General features: G+C 65.5%; 5 protein-coding genes and 1 pseudogene. All 6 read left to right on the top strand.

Annotated elements, in window-relative coordinates; genetic code table 11:
- Positions 1-1,098: sigma-54-dependent Fis family transcriptional regulator (locus L5014_RS27175; RefSeq protein ID WP_238466885.1), on the top strand; the 1,098-nt coding region annotated here is incomplete at its 5' end.
- Between the two features lie 345 nt (positions 1,099-1,443).
- Positions 1,444-1,518 (top strand): pyrroloquinoline quinone precursor peptide PqqA, encoded by a 75-nt coding sequence (pqqA, locus tag L5014_RS27170; RefSeq protein ID WP_006485436.1) that lies wholly within the window; start codon positions 1,444-1,446, stop codon positions 1,516-1,518.
- A gap of 66 nt (positions 1,519-1,584) precedes the next feature.
- A complete protein-coding gene (gene pqqB / locus L5014_RS27165; protein ID WP_238466884.1) occupies positions 1,585-2,508 on the top strand; it encodes a pyrroloquinoline quinone biosynthesis protein PqqB in 924 nt (307 codons plus the stop codon).
- A 2-nt stretch (positions 2,509-2,510) separates the two neighbouring features.
- Positions 2,511-3,230: a pyrroloquinoline-quinone synthase PqqC gene (pqqC, locus tag L5014_RS27160; protein ID WP_238466883.1), complete on the top strand. Its 720-nt coding sequence runs from the start codon at positions 2,511-2,513 to the stop codon at positions 3,228-3,230.
- Positions 3,227-3,508, top strand: coding sequence for a pyrroloquinoline quinone biosynthesis peptide chaperone PqqD (gene pqqD / locus L5014_RS27155; RefSeq protein ID WP_238466882.1), 282 nt, complete (start codon positions 3,227-3,229; stop codon positions 3,506-3,508). The genes pqqC and pqqD overlap by 4 nt, the downstream gene beginning before the upstream one ends.
- 1 nt (position 3,509) lies before the next feature.
- Positions 3,510-3,761 (top strand): annotated as a pseudogene (locus L5014_RS39075) (radical SAM protein); the annotation flags it as partial.
- Positions 3,762-3,952: the final 191 nt, after the last annotated feature.

Here is a 3,952-nt window from a genome sequence, read left to right as displayed (position 1 = left end):
GGCAGCCGTCCGGTGGCGGTGCACGATGGCGCGCGCTCCGTGGCGCGCCCGGCGCCGCCGCCGGCTGTCGCACTCTCGCGCCTGAATTATCTGGACACCGGCGATCCGCAGGTTGCCGCCGTCATCGCCAAGGTCCGGCGGGTCATCGGCAAGGACATTCCGATCCTGATCAACGGCGAAACCGGCACGGGCAAGGAGCTGCTCGCACAGGCGATCCACAACGATTCGCCGCGGCATGCGGGGCCATTCGTGGCGGTGAACTGCGCCTCGATTCCCGAAACGCTGATCGAGTCCGAGCTGTTTGGCTACGAGGAGGGCGCATTCACCGGGGCGCGGCGCAAGGGCGCCATCGGCAAGCTGCTGCAGGCAAACGGCGGCACGCTGTTCCTGGACGAGATCGGCGACATGCCGTATCCGCTGCAGGTGCGGCTGCTGCGTGTGCTGCAGGAGCGCGTCGTCAACCCGCTCGGTTCGACGAAAAGCATTCCGGTGGACATCGCGATCATCTGCGCGACGCATCGCGACTTGCGCGAGATGATCGCGCAAGGCCGCTTCCGCGAGGATCTTTATTACCGGCTCAATGGCCTCGTGGTCCGGCTGCCACGGCTGCGCGACCGTACCGATCTGGCCGTGGTGATCCAGAAGATGCTGCAGCGCGAATCGGTCGCTGCCGGTAATACGCAGCCGCTTGGCGTCGCGCCGGATGTCATGGCGATGTTCGAGCGCTGTCCGTGGCCGGGCAATTTCCGGCAACTCGGCAACCTGCTGCGCACGGCGGCGGCCATGGTCGATACGGACGGCGAGATCCGGCGCGAACATTTGCCCGACGACTTCTTCGACGACCTGCGCTGCGCTTCACAGGGGGCCGCGGGGGATGCGCCCACTGCGCCAACGGCACCAACGGCACCAACGGCGCCGGACCCCGTCTTGCCGGAGAGCGGGCGTTTGCAGGACGTGACCGTGTCGGTGATTGCCGCGGCGCTGGCACGGCACGGCGGTAACGTCTCGGCGGCCGCGCGCGAGCTAGGCGTGTCGCGCAACACCATCTACCGCAAGATGCCCGCTGTCGAGCCGGGCCGCGCCGTGGACGACTTCTAACCCTGCTCCGTTGCCGACGCGGCACTCGCGCCGCCCAACCCTCCACCGTGCTCGCCCCGTAGATTCGCGAGCGACCTGTCACACCCGGTGTTGCATCCTGCAGCACCGGTGTTCCAAAAATCAACAGGGTGCATGTCCCGAACGCGGGGAGTCGCGACGCGTCCGGCCCGCTCGCATCCGCACAAGCAAAATGTTCTGGTCGGCTACCGCGCGCAAGCCAGCGCGTGCGGCTTGCGCGCTTCATCCATCGACATCGGCATGCACCTTGCTTTGAAGGCAATGGCCGCGCATCCAGTGCGGTTCTTCCAACCATTCGCAAATCAATTGCACACAAGGAGACACGCCATGCAATGGACTACCCCGTCTTACACCGACCTGCGTTTCGGCTTTGAAATCACGATGTATATCGCCAATCGCTAAGCGGGCTGGGGTGCGCCGCCCGCAGCGCCCGAACGGCGTGGCGGGCGGCACCCGGAGGCAACGACCATGAAGATCAGGATACTGGGTTCGGGCGCAGGCGGCGGCCTGCCGCAATGGAACTGCAACTGCGCGAACTGCCGCAGCGCGCGCCGCCGCTGCGGCGATGTGCTGCCACGCACGCAATCGTCGATTGCGGTCAGCGACAACGGCGTCGACTGGATTCTCGTGAACGCGTCTCCGGACCTGCTCGCGCAGTTGCGCGCGCATCCCGACATGCAGCCCGCGCGTGCGATACGCGACAGCGGCATCGCGGCGGTCGTGCTGAGCGACGCGCAGATCGATCACGTGACCGGGCTGCTGATGCTGCGCGAGCGCACCACGCCGCTGCCGCTCTATGCGTGTGCCGCCGTGCTGGAAGATCTCTCGACGGGGTTGCCGCTCGTGCCGCTGCTCGGCCATTACTGCGGAGTGCGAACGCATGCGATCGTGCCCGGGAAGCACTTTACGATTCCGGCCTGCGAGGGCCTGCGATTCACGCCGATCGCGGTCGACGGCAAGGCGCCGCCTTATTCTCCATTTCGCCAGGGCGGTGTCGATGGCACGAATATCGCCCTTCTGATCGAAGACCGGATCAAAGGCACGCGGGCTTTCTACGCACCGGGCCTCGCGCAGATGCAGGACGAGATCCATGCCACGATGTGTGGCGCCGATCTCGTGCTCGTGGACGGTACGTTCTGGACTGCTACGGAGATGATCGATCTGGGCATTTCGACGAAGCACGCGGACGACATGGGGCATCTGGCGCAATGCGGCGAAGGCGGCCGCCGCGGCATGATCGACTGGCTCGAATCGTTGCCGCGCGATACGCGCAAGGTTCTCACGCACATCAACAACACCAATCCGATTCTCGACCCGCATTCCGATGAGCACGCACAACTTCGCGCTCGCGGCATCGACGTCGCGCACGACGGCATGGTCCTACAGGTATAACGATGAACGCACAGCTTCCCATGCAGGCGTTGCACGACGCGCCGTGGACGCCAGCGCAATTCGAGGCGCGGCTGCGCGCGCTGGAGTCGCGCTATCACATCCATCACCCGTTCAACCAGCGGCTCAATAGCGGCAAGTGTTCGCGCGAACAGATCCGCGGCTGGGTGGCAAACCGGTTTTACTATCAGATCAACATTCCGCTCAAGGATGCCGCGATCCTGTCGAACTGCCCGGACCGGCCCACACGCCGGCGCTGGATCCAGCGGCTCGTCGACCACGACGGCCAGGCCGAGGGCGAGGGCGGCATCGAAGCGTGGGTGCGCCTGGGCGAAGCGGTGGGCATCGACTCCGCAACGATGTGGGCGCAGTCGCTCGTGCTGCCTTCGGTGCGCTTCGCCGTGGACGCCTACGTGAATTTCGCGCGCCGCGCGCCATGGCAGGAAGCGGTGTGCTCGTCGCTCACGGAGATGTTTGCGCCACAGATCCATCTCGACCGGCTCGCTGGCTGGCCGTCGCATTATCCATGGATCGAGCCGGGCGGGCTGCACTATTTCCGCAGCCGCGTGCCGCTCGCCCAGCGCGATGTCGATCATGGTCTCGAAGTGACGCTGAACCACTTCCGCACGCCCGAGGCGCGGCTGCGCGCGCTCGATATTCTGCAGTTCAAGCTCGATATTCTCTGGTCGATCCTCGATGCGGTCGAAAAGGCCTGGCCCCTATGAACGCGAGTGACCCGGACAGCGGCGTGCCGCTGCGCCCCCGCCTGCGCAATATCTTCCGGCTGCAGTGGGAAGTGGCGCAGGACGCCTACGTGCTGCTCTATCCGGAAGGGATGGTGAAGCTCAATACGAGCGCCGGCGAAATACTCGCGCGCTGCGACGGCGCGCACGAACTCGACGACATCATCGGCGAGCTCGAGGGACTGTTCGGCACCGCCGAGCTGGCGCCCGACGTCTACCGTTTTCTCGATCACGCGCGACAGCGCGGCTGGCTGGATTGACATGGTACGCGAACCCTCCCGTCCTTGCGCGCCATTGTGGCTGCTCGCCGAATTGACGTATCGGTGCCCGCTGCACTGTGCTTTCTGCTACAACCCGGTCGACTATGCCCGGCACGGTGCGGAACTCGACACCGACACATGGATCGAGGTCATCAGCGCCGCGCGCGAGCTGGGTGCGGCGCAGATCGGCTTCTCCGGCGGCGAGCCGTTGCAGCGCGACGATCTGGAAGTGCTCGTCGAGCATGCGCGCGCCAAGCGCGCACCTTAGGACGTTCCTGTTGACTTATACTAGCTCTGGCCGGTCAAACTCGGCGAGCTATGCACGGCACAAGTCCGGCTACGGGCTCCACTAGTCCAAGCACATTTTTGGCTACCGCGCGCGTACGAGCTGCTCGTGAAGGTCTAGCAGCGCGACGTTGCCGAGCGGCGGCCTCTTCGGCTAGA

Source organism: Paraburkholderia tagetis (assembly GCF_022213065.1).
GTDB classification, from domain to species: domain Bacteria; phylum Pseudomonadota; class Gammaproteobacteria; order Burkholderiales; family Burkholderiaceae; genus Paraburkholderia; species Paraburkholderia tagetis.
Note: the sequence above shows the minus strand (reverse complement) of the source record. Positions and strands in the feature narration are given on the sequence as shown.

Coding starts and splice junctions, on each gene's coding strand:
- pqqC (WP_238466883.1), top strand. CDS start 2,511: ATGAACGCACAGCTTCCCATGCAGGCGTTGCACGACGCGCCGTGGACG.
- pqqD (WP_238466882.1), top strand. CDS start 3,227: ATGAACGCGAGTGACCCGGACAGCGGCGTGCCGCTGCGCCCCCGCCTG.
- pqqB (WP_238466884.1), top strand. CDS start 1,585: ATGAAGATCAGGATACTGGGTTCGGGCGCAGGCGGCGGCCTGCCGCAA.